Source organism: Paenibacillus sp. Z6-24 (assembly GCF_054161335.1).
In genome coordinates this window covers 574,937-596,961 of record NZ_CP096398.1, presented here as the reverse complement: position 1 = coordinate 596,961, position 22,025 = coordinate 574,937, and the positions used below count along the sequence as shown (strand labels likewise).

At 51.3% G+C, this 22,025-nt stretch carries 22 protein-coding genes; 11 read left to right on the top strand and 11 right to left on the bottom strand.

The genetic code is table 11. The features are described from left to right. The first annotated feature begins 22 nt into the window (after positions 1-22). The 5 genes from M1D61_RS02600 to M1D61_RS02580 all read left to right on the top strand — a co-directional run bounded on the left by M1D61_RS02600 (position 23) and on the right by M1D61_RS02580 (position 4,089). Complete coding sequence (locus M1D61_RS02600; protein ID WP_458121067.1) at positions 23-1,579, top strand: phospholipase D family protein; 1,557 nt, start codon at positions 23-25, stop codon at positions 1,577-1,579. Between the two features lie 197 nt (positions 1,580-1,776). Further along, positions 1,777-2,367 (top strand): TetR/AcrR family transcriptional regulator, encoded by a 591-nt coding sequence (locus M1D61_RS02595; RefSeq protein ID WP_458121066.1) that lies wholly within the window; start codon positions 1,777-1,779, stop codon positions 2,365-2,367. Positions 2,368-2,428: 61 nt separating this feature from the next. Beyond that, positions 2,429-2,779: a DMT family transporter gene (locus tag M1D61_RS02590; protein WP_458121065.1), complete on the top strand. Its 351-nt coding sequence runs from the start codon at positions 2,429-2,431 to the stop codon at positions 2,777-2,779. Beyond that, complete coding sequence (locus tag M1D61_RS02585; protein WP_046212815.1) at positions 2,779-3,093, top strand: DMT family transporter; 315 nt, start codon at positions 2,779-2,781, stop codon at positions 3,091-3,093. The genes M1D61_RS02590 and M1D61_RS02585 overlap by 1 nt, the downstream gene beginning before the upstream one ends. Before the next feature lie 48 nt (positions 3,094-3,141). Further along, a complete protein-coding gene (locus M1D61_RS02580; protein WP_458121064.1) occupies positions 3,142-4,089 on the top strand; it encodes a 1-phosphofructokinase family hexose kinase in 948 nt (315 codons plus the stop codon). 2 nt (positions 4,090-4,091) lie between these two features. Here M1D61_RS02580 and M1D61_RS02575 read toward each other — a convergent pair whose 3' ends face one another. The 3 genes from M1D61_RS02575 to mobA form a co-directional block, all read right to left on the bottom strand. Next, entirely contained in the window at positions 4,092-4,292 is a 201-nt protein-coding gene (locus M1D61_RS02575) for a hypothetical protein (protein ID WP_458121063.1), read from the bottom strand. 126 nt (positions 4,293-4,418) lie between these two features. Further along, complete coding sequence (locus M1D61_RS02570; protein ID WP_458121062.1) at positions 4,419-5,087, bottom strand: TorD/DmsD family molecular chaperone; 669 nt, start codon at positions 5,085-5,087, stop codon at positions 4,419-4,421. 243 nt (positions 5,088-5,330) lie between these two features. Then, entirely contained in the window at positions 5,331-5,981 is a 651-nt protein-coding gene (mobA, locus tag M1D61_RS02565; protein WP_458121061.1) for a molybdenum cofactor guanylyltransferase, read from the bottom strand. A 253-nt stretch (positions 5,982-6,234) separates the two neighbouring features. On the opposite strand from mobA, the gene M1D61_RS02560 reads away from it, so the two are divergent. Next, positions 6,235-7,431, top strand: a complete 1,197-nt coding sequence (locus tag M1D61_RS02560; RefSeq protein WP_458121060.1) for an MFS transporter — start codon at positions 6,235-6,237, stop codon at positions 7,429-7,431. 161 nt (positions 7,432-7,592) lie between these two features. On the opposite strand, the gene M1D61_RS02555 is transcribed toward M1D61_RS02560, so the two are convergent. Next, positions 7,593-9,299, bottom strand: coding sequence for a glutamine--tRNA ligase/YqeY domain fusion protein (locus M1D61_RS02555; protein ID WP_458121059.1), 1,707 nt, complete (start codon positions 9,297-9,299; stop codon positions 7,593-7,595). Between the two features lie 190 nt (positions 9,300-9,489). On the opposite strand from M1D61_RS02555, the gene M1D61_RS02550 reads away from it, so the two are divergent. Together M1D61_RS02550 and M1D61_RS02545 are read left to right on the top strand one after the other, a co-directional pair. Beyond that, positions 9,490-9,747: a DUF2164 domain-containing protein gene (locus tag M1D61_RS02550; protein ID WP_046212809.1), complete on the top strand. Its 258-nt coding sequence runs from the start codon at positions 9,490-9,492 to the stop codon at positions 9,745-9,747. Positions 9,748-9,796: 49 nt separating this feature from the next. After that, positions 9,797-10,345, top strand: a complete 549-nt coding sequence (locus M1D61_RS02545; protein WP_458121058.1) for a GNAT family N-acetyltransferase — start codon at positions 9,797-9,799, stop codon at positions 10,343-10,345. Between the two features lie 208 nt (positions 10,346-10,553). Here the strand turns inward: M1D61_RS02545 and M1D61_RS02540 are convergent, their stop codons facing one another. After that, complete coding sequence (locus tag M1D61_RS02540; protein ID WP_458121057.1) at positions 10,554-12,200, bottom strand: response regulator; 1,647 nt, start codon at positions 12,198-12,200, stop codon at positions 10,554-10,556. A 379-nt stretch (positions 12,201-12,579) separates the two neighbouring features. Between M1D61_RS02540 and M1D61_RS02535 the strand changes: the two genes are divergently transcribed. After that, positions 12,580-13,005, top strand: coding sequence for a hypothetical protein (locus tag M1D61_RS02535; protein ID WP_458121056.1), 426 nt, complete (start codon positions 12,580-12,582; stop codon positions 13,003-13,005). Here M1D61_RS02535 and M1D61_RS02530 read toward each other — a convergent pair. The 3 genes from M1D61_RS02530 to M1D61_RS02520 form a co-directional block, all read right to left on the bottom strand. After that, positions 12,993-13,484 carry an N-acetyltransferase family protein gene (locus tag M1D61_RS02530; RefSeq protein ID WP_458121055.1) on the bottom strand — a complete coding sequence of 164 codons (492 nt, stop codon included), beginning with the start codon at positions 13,482-13,484 and terminating at the stop codon, positions 12,993-12,995. The genes M1D61_RS02535 and M1D61_RS02530 overlap by 13 nt on opposite strands. A 150-nt stretch (positions 13,485-13,634) precedes the next feature. Then, a complete protein-coding gene (locus M1D61_RS02525) occupies positions 13,635-14,870 on the bottom strand; it encodes an MFS transporter (RefSeq protein WP_458121054.1) in 1,236 nt (411 codons plus the stop codon). 33 nt (positions 14,871-14,903) lie between these two features. Next, entirely contained in the window at positions 14,904-15,344 is a 441-nt protein-coding gene (locus tag M1D61_RS02520; protein ID WP_458121053.1) for a hypothetical protein, read from the bottom strand. Positions 15,345-15,610: 266 nt separating this feature from the next. Here M1D61_RS02520 and M1D61_RS02515 point away from each other — a divergent pair, with 266 nt between their 5' ends. Continuing rightward, positions 15,611-16,750 carry a sigma-70 family RNA polymerase sigma factor gene (locus M1D61_RS02515; protein WP_458121052.1) on the top strand — a complete coding sequence of 380 codons (1,140 nt, stop codon included), beginning with the start codon at positions 15,611-15,613 and terminating at the stop codon, positions 16,748-16,750. A 138-nt stretch (positions 16,751-16,888) separates the two neighbouring features. Continuing rightward, complete coding sequence (locus M1D61_RS02510; RefSeq protein ID WP_458121051.1) at positions 16,889-17,335, top strand: carboxymuconolactone decarboxylase family protein; 447 nt, start codon at positions 16,889-16,891, stop codon at positions 17,333-17,335. A gap of 504 nt (positions 17,336-17,839) precedes the next feature. Here M1D61_RS02510 and M1D61_RS02505 read toward each other — a convergent pair. From M1D61_RS02505 to M1D61_RS02495, 3 genes are all read right to left on the bottom strand, one after another. After that, on the bottom strand, positions 17,840-19,048 hold the full coding sequence (locus M1D61_RS02505) for an ATP-binding protein (protein ID WP_458121050.1): 1,209 nt from the start codon (positions 19,046-19,048) through the stop codon (positions 17,840-17,842). A 191-nt stretch (positions 19,049-19,239) separates the two neighbouring features. Further along, positions 19,240-20,133: a formate/nitrite transporter family protein gene (locus M1D61_RS02500; RefSeq protein WP_458121049.1), complete on the bottom strand. Its 894-nt coding sequence runs from the start codon at positions 20,131-20,133 to the stop codon at positions 19,240-19,242. Positions 20,134-20,557: 424 nt separating this feature from the next. Further along, the gene (locus M1D61_RS02495; RefSeq protein WP_458121048.1) at positions 20,558-21,919 is read right to left on the bottom strand and encodes an FAD-dependent oxidoreductase; all 1,362 of its coding nucleotides are present in this window, start codon (positions 21,917-21,919) and stop codon (positions 20,558-20,560) included. Positions 21,920-22,025 lie beyond the last annotated feature (106 nt).

Here is a 22,025-nt window from a genome sequence, read left to right as displayed (position 1 = left end):
CCTGAAAGGAGCTTCACTGCTAATGAAAGCATTTTCCAAACATACACCACCTATTCACGCTTCGGGTCCCGGTAAACGCAAGTCCAGCTGGCAGGTCATTTCCCTTCGTTCCCTGCTTGGTTTGCTAATTATCTGGCTTATCGCCGTTATGATCTATCAGACCCATAAACCATTGCCTGCCGGAGTATCCTATGAAGGCCCGCTCTATAATGTGGACCATGTGAATTTTTATTACGATCTGACCTATGCCGCTCCGGGAACCGAGAACAGCTTTACCCAGAAAAGGCAAATCTACGATCGTATCATCAAAATGATCGGTGAAGCCAAAGACTACATCGTCATCGATATGTTCCTGTTCAACAATTACGTACATAAAGGACAAAAATACCCGCAGCTGAGCGAGCAGCTCACCAATAAGTTGATTCAACGCAAGCAGCAGGTTCCGGATCTGCAAATCGTCTTCATCACCGATGAGGTCAATACGGATTACAATTCCAATCCCAATCCACTGCTGGAGAAAATGAAGCAAAACGGCATTAATGTCGTTATGACGGATGTGGACCCGCTGCGCGATTCGACACCGGTCTATTCGGCGGTATGGCGTACCTTTTTCCAGTGGTTTGGTCAGGAAGGCAATGGGCATATTCCGAACGGCATGGCTACATCCGGTCCCAATGTGACCTTCCGCTCCTATCTGAAGCTGATGAATGTCAAAGCCAACCACCGAAAGGCCGTCATCACCGAGAACAGCGCACTCGTCTCTACCGGCAATATTCATGATGCCAGCGCATATCATTCCAATATCGCCTTTGAGGTGCAGGGACCGATCACGGCCGATCTGCTGCGGGCGGAGCAGGCGGTGATCGATCTGTCCGGCAGCAAGGTACAGCTGCCGGAATATGAAGAGACCACCCAGCCAAACAGTAGCTCTGGTGCAGCGGCAGGCCCTGCAGCCTCCACACCGGCTACGACCGGCAAAGGAGATATCCAGCTCCGCTATATTACCGAAGGCAAAGTATACGATCGCCTGCTGGAAGGCATACAGAGTACCCGCGAAGGAGATACCCTGTGGATGGGCATGTTCTACCTTGCCGACAAGCAGGTGACTTCCGAATTGATCAATGCCTCACAGCGCGGTGTGAAGATCCAGCTCATTCTGGACCCGAACCAGAATGCGTTTGGTCAGGACAAAATCGGCATCCCGAACCGTCCGGTGGCTGCCGAATTAAGCAGCGAGACCGACGGCAAAATCGGTGTACGCTGGTATAACACGACCGAAGAGCAGTACCATACCAAGCTGATGTATATTGATCGGGGATCAGGCAATGATCTGATTATCGGCGGTTCGTCCAACTTTACCCCGCGCAATCTGAAAGATTACAATCTGGAAAATGATCTGTGGATCTCCGCTCCCGGAGACAATGCACTGATGAAGGAAGTAAATGATTACTTCACTATGCTGTGGACCAACAATGGAGAGCAGTATACCCTGCCGCTGAGTGCCTATCAGGAAGACAGCACCTGGATCAAGGATATCGCTTACCGGCTGCAGCTGATCCTCGGCTTTACTACGTTCTGAATCGTTATCCATCTGTAGCGGCTGTACAGGCAATCTATACTCGCTAGTCGGCTCTTCATATATTATTGGCAAAGCGTCTGTCCTTCCGGGGAGCAGGCGTTTTTGTCGTATAGCCATTACAGGAAAATACCCAGTTGACAGATTAAAAATGATGTGAAATAATCAATTAAACTAACGACCGTTAGGTAGGTGTATTTATGAGTGTGAAGTTACAGCTGCTCCATATTGGATTGTGCCATTTTGCGGAGGATGGTTATGAGGGGGCTTCTCTCTCCAAATTGGCTGCAGAAGCAGGGATCAAGAAACCGTCGATCTATGCCCATTTCAAAAGCAAGGAAGACCTGTTCCTCAAGGTACTGAGCCGGGCGGCACGGGCGCTGAAGCATCAGATCATTCGCTATATGATCGCCCACCGGGAACAGCCGCCGGAGCAAAAGCTGCGCGGACTGCTCACCTATTTGCAGGAGTTATATACCAGTGATGATACGATCAAATTCGTGATTCGCATGTTATTTTTTCCGCCTGCAGCGCTTCGGGAAGAGGTCATTCCGCTGATTTATAATCTGCTCGATGTACTAGAATCCCGTCTGACCCGGCTGCTGCGCCAGAGCATGGATCAGGGCGAGCTCTCCCTCTGCCTATCTGCGGAGGCAGCTTCCCAGGCATACATGACCTGCGCCGACGGTATCCTGATCGAGATGCTGTATGGACAGTCCCATCGCTCGGTGCAGCGGCTGAATACCATATGGCCGGTATACTGGCGGGGGATTCAGGCCGTTCATCAATAACGGGAAAATCAAAAATTAAAGACACACAGGATGTGCATTACAAAGGGGATGAACAAACATCATGAATCGCAACTGGTTATATGTATTTATCGGTGGATTGATAGAGGTCGTCTGGGTATCCGGCCTTAAACATGCCGGAACTGTCAGTGAATGGATACTGACAGCGGCAGGGATTACCCTCAGTTTTTATCTGATTATCAAAGCTTCCAATCGGCTGCCGGTTGGTACGGTCTATGCAGCATTTACCGGGATTGGTACCGGGGGAACCGTAGCTGCGGAGATGCTGATCTTTGGCGAGCCGTTCCAGTGGACCAAGCTGCTGCTGATTATGCTGCTGATGGCTGGCGTGATTGGATTGAAGCTTGTCACGGATAATGAAAGCAAAGTTGCAGAAAAGGCAGGTGAGGTCTGATGTACTGGTTAGCTCTTGTTATTGCAGGAGGATTTGAAGTGGTCGGTGTCATCAGGATGAACCGGCTTGTACGTCATAAATCCGTGTTAAACGTTATGCTGCTCATACTGGCTTTTGCAGGCAGCTTCTCCTGTCTCACCTATGCGATGAACGGTATTGCCATGGGCACCGCTTATGCGGTCTGGACAGGTATCGGTACGGTCGGGGGCGCAATTGTCGGCATGCTTATGTATAATGAAGCCAAAAGCGGCTGGCGCATCCTGTTTATAGCGATGATCATCGCTTCGGCCGTTGGGCTGAAACTGATCTCCTGAGCAGACCATGCAGACCATCCGTAACTCTCATTCAGAGGCGGTGGCTTCATGATTACGACAGTAACACTGAATGCAGCACTGGATATTATTTACCAGATTCCTTCCTTACAAATCAATCACGTTCACCGAACGGCCGGACTGACCCTGCCCGGCGGCAAAGGCGTCAATGCCGCCCGGGTCATCCGTCAGCTCGGAGAACCCGTAGCTGCCGCCGGATTCACGGCAGGCTATAACGGACAGAAAATGCAGCATCTGCTCGCTGCCGAACAGGTCGACTGCCATTTCACCGAGGCCGATGGCGAGACCCGGCTGGCGATTACGATTCTGGAACAGCAGGAACAGACACAGACAGAGCTTATTGAGCCGGGTCCGCTGGTCACGTCCGCACAGCTGGAGCAGCTGACCCGGCAGCTGGAGACACTCGCTCACAAGTCCGACTGGGTACTGTTCTCCGGCAGTCTGCCGCAGGGATGCCCGGACGATCTGTACGCCCGGCTGATCGGCATCGTACGCGACTGCGGTGCCCGGACAGCGCTCGATAGCAGCGGTGCAGCCCTGCATCATGGTATCGGAGCGGCACCGGATCTAATCAAGCCCAATGCCCAGGAAGCCTGCGATTGGGCCGGCATAACGACGGGCGGTCTGCCGCCTTCAGCGGAGCAGCTGCGGCAGGCTCTGACCGCCATGCTGGATCATGGTGCCGCGATGGCTGCCATTTCGCTCGGCGCTGATGGCGCGATAGCCGCCGAACGGGCGACCGGACGCTTTTACCGGGTCCGGGTGCCCGAGCTGCAGATTACGAGTGCACTGGGCAGCGGCGACGCGATGGCCGCCGGTATGGTAACGGCAGCCAGTCGGGGCGGGGCATTAAGCGATATGCTGCGCCTTGGTTCCGCCTGCGGCAGTGCCTGTGCGCTCCAGCCTGCGGCCGGTCTGATTGATCTGGACGATGTACAGCGCATCAGTACGAGTATACAAATAACCCCTGAGTCCTAGGCTCAGGGGTTATTTGTATGTGTGGCAAATCGTACATCCATAAAAAGTTCACCTGTATCATCATCCCGAATCACGAAGTTAATCTCATGAGGAACCAGTTCCCGCAGCGCATACTGCCGGGCCCAGTCCAGTGACGGAAATTCCCTGACCTGCTCGACTGACGTGACGACAATTTTGGACTTCAAACATCGGTACGTATGCAAGGCGGTATTCCCCCTTTAACTATCATTGGACAGGAAATGCAGGTTTGACGCCTGTTTCGACCCATTTGGCAGACAAAATCATTCTTTTAACAGAGAATAGATGATCGATATGGTGGTCTACCCGGATTATCGGAATAAATGCTGCTCGGCTGCGTACACACGCAGGTTATACAGATCTTCGATCAGATAGGCGGATGCAGTCTTTGCCCACATCTGGTAAAGGTTATGCTCCGCTGCCTTATTCAGCTCCCGGCAGAAAGACGGCACCCATGGCAGCAGGTAATTTTCCAGAAAATCCGTCTGTGCCTGGATCATCGCATTCTGCTCCAGCACATTGCCTTCGCTCTCGGCCATACGCTCGGCCAGCAGTGACATGAATTCCAGTTCGATCCCGACATGATCATCGGTCTCCTGATCCATTTTTTTGAAAGCAATGCCTGCCCGCGCATAGATCGAATTCAGTGTAGCTTCATAGCTCCAGCGCTCCTGAGCGCCGGGCAGATATTCCGCTGCACGAGGACGATGTGGCAGCCGCTGCTCCAGGAACAGCTGGTCATACTGCACACACTCATCATAAGCATATTGAATAATATTGGTCAGCGGTATATTCTCCAGCATATGGATTAACGGGTTGCTCTGTCCGGATAGAATCCGGATGCGTCCGGCTTCCTTGCGCCATTCAATTAACTTGGACAGCGTAGGACGCCGCTGCAGCATTTCACTCAGCAAACGATAGGTCATGACCCGGCTGTACAACCAATCTGTCTTCATGCATGTTTCCATCTTTACTGTCATGAGAATACACCCCTTGTGATATTATTCACTTATCATATGTCAGCGCTTGCAACTTAGCGACCAATTACAGAAATGAACAACTTGGCAGCGCAGTCTATCAACCAAGACAATCTGTTGGACAACGTATTTCCTACCTGTATTGTACCTGAATTGGGCAGAAATAGGGGGCAAATAGCCCTAAGTTCATAAAATAGCCATGTTTGCCGGCGGCTCTGCTCCTTCTGTCTATGCCAAGTATCATATTCACTGCAAAAAGTTGCGGCTATCCGCCATTTGAAGCGCCTGCTTGTACGCTTCAGGATCATTCATATTGTGCAGACACCAGGAGGACAGGTCCCCTTTCCCCTGTTCGTTATCCTGCTCCAGCAGCTGTTCCAGCGGCAGCTCTATCGCACGATGCTGATACAGCCAATCCATTACCTTGAGCTGCCCCTTTTGCAAGGCTGCCTCCAGCGAAGGACGGACACTGTAATGATATACGGCATACAGCGGATGCCGGCGTCCCTGATAGGTCGGTAGCACAGCCTGTACCGGCAGTCCATCCACTGCTGCCGTACGCGCCTTCTCCAGCAGCATTTCCAGCAGCCGCGTACTGGCAAAAGGCAGATCACAGGCACTGAGCACATACCACTGTGCATCCAGCGCATTCATCCCTGCATACAGTCCCGACAAAGGCCCCTGCCCGGGAAATCGGTCTGCAGCTATCGGCAGCTGCAAGAATTCATAGCTGCGGTCTTCGGCAGAAGCCAGGCACAGCTGGGGGACACAGCTCCCCAATGCTGCTGCGACCCGTTCAATCACGCTGCGCTCCCCGATCTTGAGCAGTGCCTTGTCTGTCCCCATCCTCCGGGACTGCCCACCTGCCAGAATAATGCCCGCTGTATCCTTATACATGATGTTTCCTCCTGTTCATGCTCACTCGCTCCCTGTCTGTTCACTTCTGTTCCTCCTAACCAGTATACTGCATCCTGATTCTCCCCGAACCTCTGCTGCTGTAACCCGGCAAGGAATTCACAGATTATTACGAAAAGGTGACAGCAGAGTAATGACGAATCCACCGTTAGATGAATTTGGCTCAAAATGGTTTGTATCCCCTTTCAACAAATGATACAGTGAACTAAAAGTTCTCGGAAAGGGTTGGCCCGCCATGCGTTCACATTCGTCTCAGCCTGCATTCTTCTCCCTTCGTTGGTATACTTTTTTCATATATGGAACGATGGTCATTTTCACAAGTTTCTTTCAGTTGTACCTGCAGGATATCGGGATGAGCCAGAGCCAGATTGGTGCACTGATGGCGATTGGTCCTTTTATCTCGCTATTTGCCAATCCGTTCTGGGGCTACTACAGCGACCGGCTGCAGAATACACGACTGATTCTGCTGATCATGATGACCGGTACCCTGCTGCTCGTGCAGATGGTATTCCAGGTACATAATTACACGCTTATTTATATGGTAATGGCCTGCTTCTTCTTTTTCCAGACACCGATGTTTGCCCAGACCAGTACGCTGATTCTGAATTATATCGACGGGACGCCATACAAGTTCGGCGGATTCCGGCTGTATGGATCGATAGGCTGGGCACTGACTGCGGTCGCGGCTGGTCCGGTGATCGACCATCTGGGCGTCTCCAGGATCGGGATCGTCTTTACCGTGCTGCTGTTGGTCGCGATTGGACTGATGCTGGTCATGCCTGCGCAGACCCGTTCACCGGGCGGAGCTGCCGCACTCAGCTGGCGAGCGCTGCGCCAGTTCAGCGGTAATGGATACTTTGTCGGCTTTATCGTCCTCGGGGTGCTTGTGTCCATTCCGAATATGATGAACAGTACCTTTCTCTCGCTGTATGTGATTGAACTGGGCGGCAGCAAAAGCATGGTCGGCTGGGCGGTATTTGCTTCATCGATTTTCGAAGCGGCATTGTTCCTGCTGTTTGACCGTTTCCTGAAGCGCCGAATTTCCTTTATGCTGGGCTGGCTGGCAATTGTGAGCATCCTGTTCACCCTGCGCTGGCTGCTGATGGCGGAAGCGGTCAGTCCGCTGCAGGTCGTATTTATCCAGCTGCTGCACGCAGTGACATTTGGCGGTTATTTCTATGTCGGCACCCAGCTGACCATGATGTTCGTACCGAATCAGTTCCGCAGCTCCGGTCAGGCGATCTATACGATGACCTGGAGCGGTCTGGCCGGAGTCATCGCCGGCTTCCTTGGCGGCTGGCTGTTCCAGAATTTTGGTTCGGAGCATATGTATCTGGTCGGCATGCTGCTGTCCTTTGCCGGAGCGGTTGGATTTATCCTGATGTGGCTCAATGTGCGGCGGACAGGCTATCAGCTGCCGGATGAAGAATAAACCGATTGAATCATCTGTAGCCAAATGTCAGATTGCTGTTGCGGATACCAGGAATATAGCAAAAGCCGGAACTGTCTGCACAGTTCCGGCTTTTTTGATGGCTTATTATTTATATTCATACTTTATGCTTTATACCGCTTGATGCGGTCGCAGAAATCTAATTAGGCCTTTGGCATTTTGAACGAGCTCTTCATCGATACGACCAGGTTGAATACCGGATCGCCAGGCATGGTGTATTTCGGATCGGCGCTGAAATAGCCATGGCGGAAAAATTGGTAGCGGTCGTAGGCTTCGGAGTTTTTGAGTCCCGGCTCTACGAATCCGTGTACCACTTCCAGCGAGTTCGGATTGATGGAATCCAGGAATGTTTTCTCCGGAATCTCATCGTTGCCGCCGCTTGTCTCTTCCACGAGTTCTTCTTCCGCTTTGATCAGCGGCTCATACAGACGGAACTCAGCAGGCACAGCCTGCGTCGCTTCTACCCAGTGGATGGTTCCTTTGACTTTGCGTCCGGTAAAGCCGGTACCGCTCTTGGTCTCCGGATCGTAGGTGCAGTGAATCTCCACCACATTGCCGTCTTCGTCCTTGATAAAGTCGTTGCATTTGATAAAGTATGCATGCTTCAGGCGCACTTCATTGCCAGGGAACAGACGATGATACTTGCTCGGCGGTTCTTCCATAAAGTCATCCTGCTCGATATAGATCTCGCGGGAAAATGGAATCTGGCGAATACCCATCTCTTCGTTCTCCGGGTTGTTCTCCGCATCCAGCATCTCCACCTGTCCTTCCGGATAGTTGGTGATGACCACTTTGAGCGGACGCAGTACGCCCATCGTGCGCGGTACACGCAGCTTGAGATCTTCACGGACAAAGTGGTCCAGCATCTGCAGATCCACAATTCCCTGACTTTTGGAAATGCCTGTCTCGTACACAAACGAGCGCAGCGCTTCCGGTGTAAAGCCGCGGCGTCTCATTCCCGAGATCGTCGGCATACGCGGATCATCCCAGCCATCGACGATGTTCTCGTCCACGAGCAGCTTGAGTTTGCGCTTGCTGGTCAGTGTCTGGGCGAGATTCAGGCGGCCGTATTCATACTGATGCGGCTCGGCATCCACGTCACACTCGCGGATGACCCAGTCATAGAATGGACGCTGATCTTCGAATTCCACCGTACACAGGGAATGCGTAATATTCTCGTAGGCATCTTCCAGCGGATGGGCAAATGTATACATTGGATAGATGCACCATTTGTTACCGGTATTGTGATGCTCCAGATGAGCGATACGATAGATAACCGGATCACGCATATTGATGTTTGGCGAAGTCATATCGATCTTGGCACGCAGTACCTTTTCCCCGTTGGCGAACTTGCCGTCACGCATCTGACGGAACAGGTCCAGGTTCTCCTCGACTGTACGATTGCGGTAAGGGCTGTCCTGTCCGGGTTCGGTCAATGTTCCACGTGTCTCACGGATCTGGTCTGCAGACTGGTCATCCACATAGGCCAGACCTTTGTTGATCAGCAGCTCTGCCTTTTCATACATAAAGTCAAAATAGTCGGAAGCGAAATACTTGCCTTCCCATTCATAGCCGAGCCATTTGACATCGGCTTCGATAGAGCGTACATACTCTTCGTCTTCCTTGGCAGGGTTCGTATCGTCAAAGCGCAGATGCGTTCTGCCGCCAAACTCGTCTGCCAGTGCAAAATTGACCCAGATGGCCTTGGCATGTCCAATATGAAGATAACCGTTCGGTTCCGGCGGGAAGCGGGTTACCACTTTGTTGACCTTGCCGGACTTCAGGTCTTCGGTAATAATGGTCTTGATAAAATTAGAAGGAGTCAAATTCTCGTTCTCCACGCCTATCAACCTTTCGTCGTTCAGTTTCTGTTGCGAATAATTTCTATTATAACGGTTCTGAAAACTTAGGCAAGGACAGCGCCTTCATGAAGCGACTCCAGTCCTGCCTGCAAACGCTATAATTGCGGCTAAATGACTTTGACGGAAGGCAGTGAATACGGTAGCATATAAGTTAAATCGCCTGCAAGGAGGATCGCTTATGCAACCTTTACAATTACCACGGGACACCCGCGAGCTTCTGATCGCCGATATCCGTCAGTTTTTTGAAATGGAACGGGGAGAAAGCATCGGTGAACTCGCTGCGGATACGGTACTGGATTTCTTTCTGAAATCGGTCGGTCCCCACGTGTATAATCAGGCTTTGTCAGACTGCCGCACCCTCGTTAATGAGCGTATGGCCGGTCTGGAAGAAGACATTTACGCCCTTGAACAGCGTTCACCGCTGCGGCCGCGATAAGATGTCCATATCATCGTTATTTTATTCAGGAAAGAGAGGAATTCCCCGCATGTTTACATATATATTGGATGACGATACAGAGCTTCGGCCGCTGGAGCCGGCCCATGCCCGTCATATTTACCAGCTGATCGACCAGTCGCGCTCGTATCTGCGCCAGTGGCTCTCCTGGGTCGATGCCACCACTTCCGTGCAGGCAAGCGAAGACTATGTTCGTGCCGCGCTGACACAGTCGATGGAAAATGGCGGCTTCACCGCCGGCATCTGGTACAAGGATCAGCTCGCCGGCATTATCGGCTTCCATGAGATCAACTGGAATCATCGCACCGTCGGTATTGGCTACTGGCTCGGTGAAAATTACCAGGGGCACGGACTGGTCACCTCGGCGCTGCGCGTCATGGTCGATTATGCGCTGCTGGAGCTGAACCTGCACCGGGTCGAAGTCCGCTGCGCGACCGGCAACAAACGCAGCCGTGCCGTACCGGAACGTCTGGGCTTTATTCTGGAAGGCATCATCCGCGAGACCGAGCTGCTGCCATCCGGCTATGTGGATCATGCCATCTACGGCATGCTGCAGCAGGAATGGAAGCTCAAGCGCTGACCGGATACAGGACGAATACAAGACGCTATTCGCTATATTCAAATAGACCGGGCATGTGCTCCGGTCTATTTTTTTATGACTGCTTAATAAAAATAGTTCTGTTCAAAATAAATACTCTAAGGATAAACCACCTTGATTTCTGCTGCCCTTTGCTTGTACCGATTTACTGTTACATCCATAGATCTTTTCTCCGCACCGGCATCCCTGTTTATTTATTCGTATACACCTTGCTGAGCAGACGGCGAACCCTTGCTTCCAGTTCAACCATGCTGAACGGCTTGGTCATATAATCATCGGCTCCCGCACGAATCGCCTCTGCAATCCCGTGTTCATTATCGATACTCGTCAGCATCAGTACCGTATAGAGCGTAGAGGCACTGGATCGCTCGCGAACGCGTGCAAGCATTTCCATCCCGTTCATACGAGGCATCATCCGGTCCAGAATGAGCAAATACCGCCCTGGCTCCTGATTCCATAAATCTTCCATAAAAGCCAAACCATCCTCGTAGGCACGCAGCTCTATCGGCTGATCTCCTCCAATATCGCGCAGCTGACGCTCCAGTATCCTGCGGATCAGCGGATCATCGTCCACAATTGCCAGTCGAAGCGGCAATATCCTGCTGCCCGGCAGGACAGCAGGCACGGATGCCGCCATATCGCTGCTTCCCTGTTCATACTGCTCGGCTGCTGTCAGCATACGATTCACCTGGCTCAGCGCTTCGCTGACCAGTCCCGGCTGGGTCGGGTCTCCCTGCACCGGCAGAATCGCGTACTGTACCGCCAGCTGCACTTCCTCCAGCATACCGGTAATATCTCCGCTATGCAGCAGATTATCCATAAAGGCAAAGCTCTGCTCTCTCGTAAATTCCGGCTGCAGTAGATAGAAGTGCCCGGATCGTTCATGCACCCATATATCCTCCACCCGAAGCTGCATCCGGATATAATCCGAGAATTGGCGCAGCTGCCGGTCTCCGGCTTCATAGCCCCAGCGTTCATTGTATCCGCGCATTCCCTGCAGATGTACAGCAATCAGGTTGGCTCCGCCCCGCTGTCCGGCAAACCGGGGCAGCTGCTGATCGAGAATATTCATCGTAAAGGCTCCCGTATTCTCATCAAGCATCAGCAGTCGGTTCAACCTCCTTTTGCGGGCGACCAGCTTGCGGACGCGCAGTGAGAATTCATCCATTTCTAGCGGCTTGGCCATAAACTCATCCGCCCCTGCCTCATATCCGCGCATCCGTGTATCCTTGTCACTGCGTGCGCTGATGATGATTACCGGGATCAGATGCAGGTCGCAGAGCGCCTGAATTTGTGACAAAAAGTGGAACCCATTCGAGTCTGGCAGCACCAAATTCAGCACCAGACAGTCCGGCTGCATATCATAGAACCATTTCAGCGCTTTGTCCGGATAAGGAGTAGCCAGTACCATCAGTCCCTGCGTTTCCAATTCATCCTTGAGCAGGGTCAGGAGTCCGATATCGTCATCCAGCACCAGCACGGTACCTGTAGCTGATATATTGCGCTGTGGACTGGCTTCGTCATCCGCCTCTTCAGGAAGATTCGCCATAGTCAGTTCCAGTTCTGTCGTACGGGACAGTTCAATCAGCGGTTCCAGCATTCGGAACAGCTGATTGCTGGTAAACGTCCGTTCTCCTTCTTCATCAAATGCCATCAACAGACGAATAGCTTCCGCATACCATCCGGGCAGACCGATCGTTCCTGCTGTTCCTTTGATCGAGTGAATCATCCGGTAGACTTTGCTTTCCGGTGTCTCTGCCTCCGGTGCCAGCATTTTCTGAAGCTGTTCCTGCACCTGCCTTTTGAACAACAGCTGATATTTACGCATCCGCTCCATATCATATCCTCCATTTCGTTTCTTCCTGATCGGCCATGACGCGAACTTGTGTCCATACGGATACTTCGGTGAAGGTTTGGATGAAGAGACTACCCATTTACTTTTATGATCATTCAGCACCTGTTATTTAGTAAATTTTGGTATGTCGCTTGTTAAGTATTACTTAAATGGTTCTTCTGTCCTTTGAAACATGATCTGCAGCCGGGACAGGATTTATTTACCGATTATCAGGTGATTTGCGTAAGATGGGGACAAGTTTACATGATGATGCAGATGTTTTAGCTATTCTTTACATGCTTTTAAGTTTCCTTTAAGCCGGAGAGGGTAAGATGAGAAGGTAAGATTAGCAAGACAGCATGAAAAAAAGTGAGGTATCCATATGAAAAGCACGAACACCTATCGCCGAATCCGCAAAGGAAAAGCGATGATCAGCACGCTGCTGCTCGGTATTGCCATCAGCAGTCTGTTACTCGGGGAGCAAGCCAATGCGCAGTCAATTGCCACATCGTCCACTTCTTCCGTCACCCGTGAACAGCAGGACCCTTTCCTCGGCGCGCTTGGCGCTGCTTCAGATGAGGATGTCTATGATGACCTGTATGAAGGCCGTACACTGGCTGAGACTGCCCGCCGTAACAACAAAAACCCACAGGCCATTATTGACCTGCAGGTGGCACAAATGAACGAAATGCTTACACAGCGGCTGATTGACGGAACTCTTTCACCGGATACATACCGGGCACAAAAAGAGGAACTGACCGATATCATCACCCAGAGTGTCTATGGCCAGCATCCCTATAACCAGTAAGTCATAAAGATGTCATCCACATATTGTCCATTAATATAAAATTGTTCCTGAAGCCGTCCATTTTCGACGAATCCGTATTTGTCGTAAAAATGGACGGCTTCTGTATTGGTCGACAGCACCCGCAGCGTCAGCTTGCGGATATCGTTCGCACGTGCATGACCGCACAATGCATCCATCAGCTGTTTGCCGATATTTTGCCCCTGATGATGCGGATGCACGGCAATATGAATATCGTAGACATGACTGCTGATCTCCAGTGGATGCGGATGGCGGAAGCCGACATAGCCGCACAGCCGGTCCGACTGGACTGCCAGCAGCTGACTGCCCGGCGGCGAGGATTGCAGATACTGTCTGCGGGACGAGCAGCAGAGAATCGAGGGCGTATTCCGTTCATTCCAGACGAGCTGGTCGAGCGTCATCAGCTCTCTGGCATCTTTCATGGTGGACAGACGGATCGTCAATGGAACAGCAGATTGCATATTTATCCGACACACCCCTTTTCCCCAAAAAAAGTTATGCTGCGAACAGCGGTAATTCTGCTCTCATTATAACATTCGATCCGGCTGGAAGATCCAGTGATATACCTGGATCACTCTGCTTGCTGCCCGATTGTTTTTCATTTGAATAAATCAGGCATGATCCCGCGGACGCAGTATGACGCCGCGCTGGGCAATACTGTGCACGACATAGAATCCAAGCGACAGTACACCGGCAGCCACGGCGACCCAGCTGACCGGAATAATTCCGCCCTGGTCATAGAATATCCCCATCACATAAGGCCCGATGACCCGGCCGACGGCTCCAATCCCTCCAGCGACCCCAAGATAGAACGGCGCATACGCCCCGGTCCGCTCCGATACAAAGGAAGGAATTGCCGGTGACATCAGCATCTCGCCAAAGGTCGTCAGGATCATCGCGGCGATAAAAGCCGGATAATTGTGGAATCCCAGAATTACGATATAGCCGAGCAGGTAAAAGACCGCACTCGCTGTCAGCTGTGCCTGTGCTGTCTGGGCGACGAGCCGGCGTACCAGATTCACAAACGGCTGTCCGACAAAGATCAGCACCCCATTCAGCGTCCACAGCAGACTGTAATAGCTGATCAGCATGCCCGAGCTGACGATAAAGGGAGACACCCCCGTATTCCAGATCGAGTTGCCAAGCCAGAGAAACAGCGTAGCGACACCCATGAACAGGTACACACGTACCTGACCAAGCAGCCAGATAGTGCTTTCGCCTTTTTCCATTTTGGGGCGGCCCGGATTGTTCTCATCAATAGGAGCACCGGCCTCGGTTCCCTCGCCAATCCGTTTCAGATATACATAGAAGAACCCGGCAAACAGCACACAGCTGATCCCATTCAGCACAAACGACAGATAAAATGAAATATCCGCCAGTATTCCGCAGAGTGCTGTTCCGAGCGCTACACCGATATTGTTGGCGACATAGATAATATTGAACAGTTCTCCCCGGCGGTCGGCAAACCGGAAGCCGATAAACGCCTGGATCGCCGGCAGCGACATCGAGTTAAACAGACCGATCAATACCATCGTACCCATAAATAAATGCCAGTTATCGCTGACGATCGGCAGCATAAACAGCAGCAGCCCGTTCATGAGCAGCGAACCGACGATCAATTTCTTTACACCCAGGCGGTGGTACAACGTTCCGCCGAGCAGCTGTCCGACAATCCCTCCAAGCGATTGCAGCAGCACAACGAAGCCGGCATCCCGCATCGGACGGTCCAGCTCCTGATACACAAACAAAGTTACCAGCGGCCACATCAGTGACCCGCCTGCGGCATTGATCAGACTCGCAAACAGGAACACCTGTATTTCCCGCGGGTAGGTTTTAAGCCAGCGCATAATTATATTTCCTTTCTTCTCCTGCTCTGCTAATCAGTCCAACTCAAAAAACCATTCCAGAAAAGCATTAAAATCCGGCCACTGCGGCTGCAATGTACCCTCCATAAAATGATACCAATCCTCTCCCAGCCCCAGGCCGAGAACCTGTCCGGTGCTGCGGTTATAAAAATAACCGTACTCGCCTTCAAAGCTGTCCAGCGGAATATATTCTTCCGGGAGCTTTAACGTCTCATGGGTTCCCTGTATACTCATCGTATAACTGTCACTGTTCACGATAAACCAGCAGAGCTGGTACATCTGCTGATGATTTCTGCCACTAAACACAGGACCGTCTTCCGCATGCAAATAAAAAAGAGCACAATCCGAATGAAGATCCATCCCAATCGGCTGCAGTGCATCCATATACTCCTGCGTGATATCATCAACCCACCAGCCCTGATGCTTGCAGTGGTTGACTACTTTCTCCGACAACATAACGACTCTTCACCTCTTCATGCCCCGTCGGAATACCTCAGCTGTTCCGGTCTGCTATGGGCTGCGTATATTGATGTACTGCCTGGTTGTATTCCGCAAGGATAACCGGCATCTTGCAAGCCCCATACAGCATGGACTGCCGATCATCTGCTTTTGACATTCCACCCTAGTATGCTTTACTCTTTGCCGGGTGGCAAGCCATCCCTTTGATGCTTTACTCTGCTAATAGCACCTATTATTCAACATTAGTAAAGGAGCCATATATCATGAACCACCCTATGGAACCCAATCACATTTCTCAGCCAGCTTCTCCCCTACATACGAAACCGAAAACTCCATCCGGATCACCGATACCTACTGCGCCTAAATCGCAAGGAGCAGATACACTCGATCCTCATTCCGCCCATCCTGAACAGACAGCTACAGTTCATTCTCTTGACCAAGTCTACAGCCTATATTATTCCCGGCTGCTGGCTGTCGCCTACCGGATGACCGGGACTATGACCGACGCGGAAGATATCGTACAGGACCTGTTCGTCTATCTCAGCCAGCGGCAGGAGGAATTGCCTCGGATTGAGCATATACAGGCGTATCTGATCCGTGCCGTCACAAACCGCAGTATCAATCTGCTGCAATCCGCTCGCAAAAAGCGTGAACTCTACACCGGTCCGTGGCTGCCGGAACCGGCCTTGCAGTCTGCCTCTTCCCGGCGTTCCCGTTCAGCCGGATCTGGAAGCCATCATGACGACGATCATCTCCAGCGGTCCCTGCATCCGGCGGTCGATCAGATGCCTTCTTCCTCTAATGCCGATTCCGGTGCGGAACAGCTCGTTCTGCGTCAGGAGGAGCTCAGTTATGCAGTAATGGTTCTGCTGGATCAGCTTTCTCCGGTGGAACGTGTTATTTTTGTCCTGCGTGAATCGCTCGGTTATGACTACCGCGAGATTGCCGAATATGTGGACAAATCCGAAGCCGCCTGCCGCAAAATACTGAGCCGGGTTCATGCCCGTCTGGAGCCGGCTGCTGCCTCTTCTGCGGTCGCCAGCCGGCAGGGAGAGTCGCTTGTGCTCGCTTTTCTGGCGGCGGCACGGGAAGGTGATTTACAGCCGCTGCTGGAACGACTGCAGGAAGATGTGCGGCTGTATACCGACGGCGGAGGCAAAGTCCGCGCAGCTCTGCGTCCGATCCTTACCCGCAGCCGTGTAACGGCATTTTTCCATGGAATCGCCAGCAAGGGTTCACTGGACGGCCAGTGGTCGATGGTATGGATTAACGGAGAGCCCGGACTGCAGATGCAGCGCGATGGTCGTATCGTCTATGTATGTGCACTGCAGTGGGACAGCAGCGGACAGATTCAGAATATCTACATGGTGTCCAATCCCGACAAACTCCGGGAACCGATCTGAACCGGACGGCTTTTCCCTTTTCATTTCACAGGGTGTCACAGATATAATGCCTGCCCTGTCTTATATACTGAAGGCGACTTTTCCGGAAAAGAACAGCCTGCTTTGTAAAAAGATCCCATTTCCCAAGGAGGCATTACCATGCAAACCCGTATGAATCATTACCAGGCCCACCCTGCCGTCTACAAACAAATGATGCAGCTCGAGACCTTTATCAAGGAACAGGAACTTGATCCCGTTCTGTATGAACTGATCAAAATCCGTGCTTCCCAGATCAACGGCTGCGCCTTTTGCCTGGATATGCATACCCGCGATCTGCGCAAAATGGGCGAGTCCGAAGAGCGAATTGCCCTGCTGAGTGTATGGAGAGAGACGCCTTATTACACCGACGCCGAGAAGGCTGTGCTGCACCTGACAGAGGTAGTCACGGAGGTATCGCAGCATGGTGTTCCGCAGGACGTATATGATCGTGTGCTGGCGCATTTCAGCGAAAAGGAATACATGGATCTGATCATGGCGATTAATATCATCAACAGCTGGAACCGGATCGCCATTTCGACCGGAATGTTCCCTGGATGCATGGGCTAACAGCACATTCATAAATTTTTTCAGGAATTTATTCGGTGGGTGTTTCAAGTTCTATAGACCCGTTTAACAATAAGTAACGGCATTTGGCGAGAGTGATGTCCCCTTCATTCTCACCCTCTGTCATATCATGGACCACTCCCGGAATCCGCCATACTACGGTTTCGTTCCCCCGAACCGCATTATGGCGGATTTCATTTATATTCAGCCGTATATCGGCTGGAGACACGTACATGTATTCATATCAGCAGCCCTTGCCTATGCGGCAGGGGCTTTTTGCTTTGATTCAGCCCCACAGATACAAGCAGACCCACCCGTCGATTGGCGATCTGGCTATTGAGGTGACATCCATAAACCAAAATTCAACCAATTTTAGCCGCAGAAAAGAAACGGACAGGCACCTTCATATACCTACCAATTTGATCCCATACAAAAAGGACCTTTCCACGAGGAAAAGTCCTTTTTTATAGATGCTATGAGTGATCCTAATCGCATCAATAAAGTATGCTAACGCTGGCTCTGCTGAAGTGCCAGTATGCTGTTAAGCATATGAATTTTGCGAACCGGCTTGGTAATAACCGTATCAAAGGTATCCCGGAATCCACCATCGATCTTCTCCCCGAGCGGCGCCAGCAGAAACACACACTGCTTCTGGATTTTCATTCGGTCCTGAATCCAGCGCTCCCGATCAATCATCTCCAGGTCAATCAGTATCAGATTATAGGCATGATGATACATTTCATCAAAAAAACGATCATCCATGCCCGAGGATGTGGTGACCTCTGCTCCCCATTCAGTAAGCATATCGGAGATAATGCCTACACTCTCCCCGTTGCTATCCAGCAGTAAAATGCGAACTCCCTGCAAAATGTCATCCTGAAACGGAATCGACGGCAGATCGGTATACTGCTCAAAATGAAGAATAATACTCACTTCGGTACCTATTCCATGCATACTCTCCAGACGGATCTCGCCGCCCATCAGTTCGACCAGGTGCTTGCTGATCGACAGCCCGAGTCCAGTACCTCCATAAATATGTTCCTGCTCCGGATTCAGCTGGCTGTACACTTCGAAAATATGCTGCAGCTGTCCATCTTCTATCCCTATACCTGTATCTTCAATGGCAATCTTTACAGTCAATTTGTTATCCAGCATGGGTGGTAATAGAAAAAGAGAGACTGTAATATCTCCTGTATGCGTAAATTTAATGGAATTTTGCAGTAAATTCATAATAATCTGTCTGACTTTGAGCGCATCGCCGATTACAAACAGTGGAATATCCGAATGCACATTCAGATGCACTCCGACTCCTTTTTCAAAAGCGCGTGGAGCAAGCGCATACGTCAGATCCTCAATTGTATTAATCACATCAAACGGGTCCCTGTTCAGTTTCATTTTACCGGCTTCCATCTTGCCAATATCAAGCAGGTTATTTACCAATGCCATCAGGGAGTCACTGCTGGTCTGCAGGATCTGTACATAACTGTCCTGCTCTTCATCCAGCCGGGTCTTCTGCAATAGCTCGGTCATGGACAGAATGCCGTTCATCGGGGTTCTGACCTCGTGGCTGAGCATGGCGATAAAACTGGATTTATCTTTGGCGGCCTTTTCCACACGGGTTCTAGCCTGCTGACAATCATCCAGTTGACGGCGAAGCTGCTCTACTTCCATCTCGAGCTCCTGCTGCCGTCTCACTAATTCATCTACATTTTCCATGATTACACCTCTTGAGCCTTATTGGCGTATGTAGTGTATGTATTACCCAAAAGTCGGTTTTTCAATCAACAAAAAGCCCTGCCTCTGCGATAGAGAAAGGGCTGGGGACAAAAAACGTATGGATCAAGTCTGAATGAGTATATCCGTTGTTGTAGGTGTCAGCTCGCTCCTGCACTGCAGATACCGAATGATCAGTGAGCCTGTTCGCTGTGCTGCAGCGGCATCGACACAGCCGCTCCTGCACTCATACCTGCAGCAGCAGCTGGCTGTTCCACACTATGACCGCCTGCAGAATGTGATGCTGGTGCAGCTGTTCTCGGCTGGCGTACATAAGCGGTGAAATACGCGCAGGCCACGAACAATGCGCCACCGGTCAGATTGCCGAGCCAGACCGGTACAAAGTTCATCAGATATTCGCCCCAGGAGTAGTAGCCTGCAAAGATAGCAGCAGGAATCAGGAACATATTGGCTACCACGTGCTGAAAGCCAATAGCGACGAATGACATGGTTGGGAACCAGATGCCCAGAATTTTGCCGCTAATGCTGTCTGCGCTGTAGGAGAGCCAGACGGCCAGAGCGACGAGCCAGTTACAGCCGATCCCGGACAGGAACATCTGCAGAAAATTCCCTTCCAGCTTATGACCAGCCATCTCTACTGTCTTCGCCAGATACGGTCCGGTCTCGGTCAGTCCGACGATATGCCCAAAGAAATAAGCAACAAACAATGCGCCCAGCAGGTTGGCTACCGTGATCGCAAACAGATTGCGTACCAGCTCCATGGTGGAGATGCGCTTGGCCATCCGTGCCAGCGGCACTGCCATCATATTACCGGTAAGCAGCTCACCGCCCGCGACCAGTACGAGCACCAGACCGACCGGGAACAGCGACGCCCCTATAAAATTGGCAAAGCTGCCCCAGGATTCGGGGGTATTGGCGATCACACGAATATCCAGCAGAAACCCGATCGCGATAAAAGCTCCGGCGAGAAAGCCCAGCACCAGCATCTGCGTCCAGCTGGAGCGTGCCTTGGTCACGCCTGTCTCTATCGTATTCATAGCAATCTGCTGTGGTTTGTAATAAGCCATAATATGTTCTCTCCTCATCTATGGTCAATTTCTCATATTTCAATTTTAATGGATATATTTTGTGAAAAAAGTAACAAATGTCACGATATGCATAAAAAAAGCCCGTATGGCATAAAAACCATACGGGCAAACAAGAAAGCTTAATTAACCATTTGTGAACGTGATGTTCGGTGAATCGTGATTGGAGAGAAACCTTATCATTCATTTCTCCTGTGATCAATCCTTACGCTGGAGCATGAATATATGTTAACGGCAGAGAGCCGGAGCCACTGCTTCCGGATACAGATGCCGGAAGCAGCCGGGTTGCATATGGAATGAACTCTGATGAGCAGGCTCTGCTCCACCGCCGGAATAACCATTAAGCGACATTGTGTTACCTTTCACATAGTAGCGCAAAGATATTGATGGAATACGGATGACTGGCTCAGACGGTAACCGGCTGCTTGGCTTCGACCGGTGCCAGCGCCTGCAGACCTACACTGTTCAGGTAGTTCCACGGTTTGTTGTAATGCGGCTGGAAGAAGAAGTCGACAAAGGCCAGCTGATCCACCGTCATGCCGGTCTGGATACATACCGAGATCGTATTGATCGACTGGGTCAGATCCGCTTCAGACATAATCTGTGCGCCTAGAATCCGGCGGCTGTCTTTTTCATAGACCACTTTCAAAGTGACGGTCTCATGGGTTGGCATAAACTCCGGACGGTAGTGATCCTTGAACGTGGAAGTCTCTACATCCAGACCAGCCAGGCGGGCGGACACTTCGGTCATGCCGGTACCAGCGATATTCTGTTCATAGATCTTGATACCCGATGTACCCTGTGTACCCATGTACTCATTGGTTGGTGTAACCAGGTTGCGGGCAACCAGTGTACCCATACGTACTGCATTCGTAGCAAGCGGGATATACGCATGCTGACCCGTCGGATTGTAGAACACCGCACAGCTGTCACCAGCGGCAAAAACGTCTTTTTTGCTGGTCTGCATATACTTGTCGACGATGATCGCGCCGTTTGGCAGCATGTCCACTTGACCGGTGAGCAGCTCGGTTTGCGGGCGGAAGCCGATGCAGAGAATGACCATATCGGCAGCATGTTCGCCTTTATCGGTTACGACAGTGCTGACTTTGCCGTTTTCCCCTGCGAACTTCACGACTTTCTCGCCGAGAGCGAGCTGGATGCCTTTGTCGGTCAGCAGCTGTTCGGTACGGGCAGTGAATTCAGGGTCTAGGTATTTGCTGAGGATACGGTCTTCCGCATCGATCAGAGTCACCTGTTTGCCGTTCATTTCGAATGCTTCGACCAACTCGACACCGATATAACCGGCACCGACAACGACGATGTTACGGGCAGATTTGGCTTTTTCAATAATGGTATTGGAATGGTTAAAGTTTTTGGACAAGACGATGTTGTCCAGCTCAATGCCTTCGAACTTCGGAATGATCGGCCATGAACCGGTCGTAACGATCAGTTTGTCATAGGTGTCAGTCAGTTCAATACCGGTGTTCAGATCGCGTGCAGTCAGCGTCTTGGCATCGGTATCAACGGAGGTCACTTCATGCAGCATCTTGGTAGTGACACCCAGCTCGGCCAGCTGCTGTGGCGAAGAGTAGAACAGTCCCTGTGCATCCTCTACCACACCGCCTACATACAATGCAATCCCGCAGGACAGGAACGAGATATTGTCATTACGTTCGTATACGGTAATCTGTGCATCCGGGTATAATTTGGCAGTGTTCACAATTGCGGAAGTTCCGGCGTGAGTACATCCAATAACAGCTACTTTCATGGTTGTTTCCTCCTGAGTCAATCTGTATTTGTTGAAGCTTGTGTCTATCAGGTCATGGGTGTAAATGAAATAATAATCAGGCGATTAGGTCAACAACAGGTGATTC

Bases quoted from the DNA above. Each gene is read 5' to 3' on its own strand.
- M1D61_RS02570 (WP_458121062.1), bottom strand. From the start codon at position 5,087: ATGACAGTAAAGATGGAAACATGCATGAAGACAGATTGGTTGTACAGC.
- M1D61_RS02560 (WP_458121060.1), top strand. From the start codon at position 6,235: ATGCGTTCACATTCGTCTCAGCCTGCATTCTTCTCCCTTCGTTGGTAT.
- M1D61_RS02510 (WP_458121051.1), top strand. From the start codon at position 16,889: ATGCAAACCCGTATGAATCATTACCAGGCCCACCCTGCCGTCTACAAA.
- M1D61_RS02585 (WP_046212815.1), top strand. From the start codon at position 2,779: ATGTACTGGTTAGCTCTTGTTATTGCAGGAGGATTTGAAGTGGTCGGT.
- M1D61_RS02535 (WP_458121056.1), top strand. From the start codon at position 12,580: ATGAAAAGCACGAACACCTATCGCCGAATCCGCAAAGGAAAAGCGATG.
- M1D61_RS02495 (WP_458121048.1), bottom strand. From the start codon at position 21,919: ATGAAAGTAGCTGTTATTGGATGTACTCACGCCGGAACTTCCGCAATT.
- M1D61_RS02520 (WP_458121053.1), bottom strand. From the start codon at position 15,344: ATGTTGTCGGAGAAAGTAGTCAACCACTGCAAGCATCAGGGCTGGTGG.
- M1D61_RS02580 (WP_458121064.1), top strand. From the start codon at position 3,142: ATGATTACGACAGTAACACTGAATGCAGCACTGGATATTATTTACCAG.
- M1D61_RS02505 (WP_458121050.1), bottom strand. From the start codon at position 19,048: ATGGAAAATGTAGATGAATTAGTGAGACGGCAGCAGGAGCTCGAGATG.
- mobA (WP_458121061.1), bottom strand. From the start codon at position 5,981: ATGTATAAGGATACAGCGGGCATTATTCTGGCAGGTGGGCAGTCCCGG.
- M1D61_RS02590 (WP_458121065.1), top strand. From the start codon at position 2,429: ATGAATCGCAACTGGTTATATGTATTTATCGGTGGATTGATAGAGGTC.
- M1D61_RS02540 (WP_458121057.1), bottom strand. From the start codon at position 12,200: ATGGAGCGGATGCGTAAATATCAGCTGTTGTTCAAAAGGCAGGTGCAG.
- M1D61_RS02545 (WP_458121058.1), top strand. From the start codon at position 9,797: ATGTTTACATATATATTGGATGACGATACAGAGCTTCGGCCGCTGGAG.
- M1D61_RS02550 (WP_046212809.1), top strand. From the start codon at position 9,490: ATGCAACCTTTACAATTACCACGGGACACCCGCGAGCTTCTGATCGCC.
- M1D61_RS02500 (WP_458121049.1), bottom strand. From the start codon at position 20,133: ATGGCTTATTACAAACCACAGCAGATTGCTATGAATACGATAGAGACA.
- M1D61_RS02530 (WP_458121055.1), bottom strand. From the start codon at position 13,484: ATGCAATCTGCTGTTCCATTGACGATCCGTCTGTCCACCATGAAAGAT.
- M1D61_RS02595 (WP_458121066.1), top strand. From the start codon at position 1,777: ATGAGTGTGAAGTTACAGCTGCTCCATATTGGATTGTGCCATTTTGCG.
- M1D61_RS02600 (WP_458121067.1), top strand. From the start codon at position 23: ATGAAAGCATTTTCCAAACATACACCACCTATTCACGCTTCGGGTCCC.
- M1D61_RS02525 (WP_458121054.1), bottom strand. From the start codon at position 14,870: ATGCGCTGGCTTAAAACCTACCCGCGGGAAATACAGGTGTTCCTGTTT.
- M1D61_RS02515 (WP_458121052.1), top strand. From the start codon at position 15,611: ATGAACCACCCTATGGAACCCAATCACATTTCTCAGCCAGCTTCTCCC.